The following is a 530-nucleotide window of genomic DNA, read 5'->3' as shown; positions in this document are numbered from 1 at the left end:
GCGGCCACAGCATCGGCGTCGCCCGACTCGACCCAGGCGCCGGTGAATCCCCGCCCCAGTTCCGCGCCGAGCCGGAGCTCCCACTGGTCACTCACGCGGCCACGCCCCTTCCGGAATACGGCAGAGCAACCCCGGCGTGGTGAACCAGGAGTCGTCGATGAACCTGCCAGTCGTGTACCCCATCAGGGCAAGGAACAGGTTCATCTCCTGCGCGATGTCAGAGGAACCGACGAGATGCGCCCCCTCCTCCATGGGGCGGTCGAAGTGGTCCGGGGTCATGTCCTGCCAGCGGCCCTCGTTGACATAGACCGGTTCGCTGACTTCGCCGAGCAACGCGTCATAGGACAGGTAGAAGGCCCGGCCGCCCGGCTGCGGGAGCGCGTCGAGAGCCCACCACATGGACGATCCGGACAAGGTGAAGATCTTGACCCAGCCGGGGCTCTGGTCGGCCACCCACACGACGTCCTCTTGTGGGAGATGGGCATGCCATCGCCGTGCCTGGTTCAGATCGCAGGGGAGTGTCTCCTCTT

General features: G+C 66.2%; 1 protein-coding gene. It reads right to left on the bottom strand.

The window, feature by feature from the left end:
- Positions 1–87 precede the first annotated feature (87 nt).
- A partial coding sequence (locus Mth01_RS29455; RefSeq protein WP_204019227.1) for a hypothetical protein occupies positions 88–530 on the bottom strand: 443 nt, incomplete at its 5' end.

Origin of the sequence: Sphaerimonospora thailandensis, from assembly GCF_016863115.1 — a bacterium.
Classification (GTDB): Bacteria; Actinomycetota; Actinomycetes; order Streptosporangiales; family Streptosporangiaceae; genus Sphaerimonospora; species Sphaerimonospora cavernae.
This window is presented reverse-complemented; position numbering and strand designations above follow the sequence as displayed.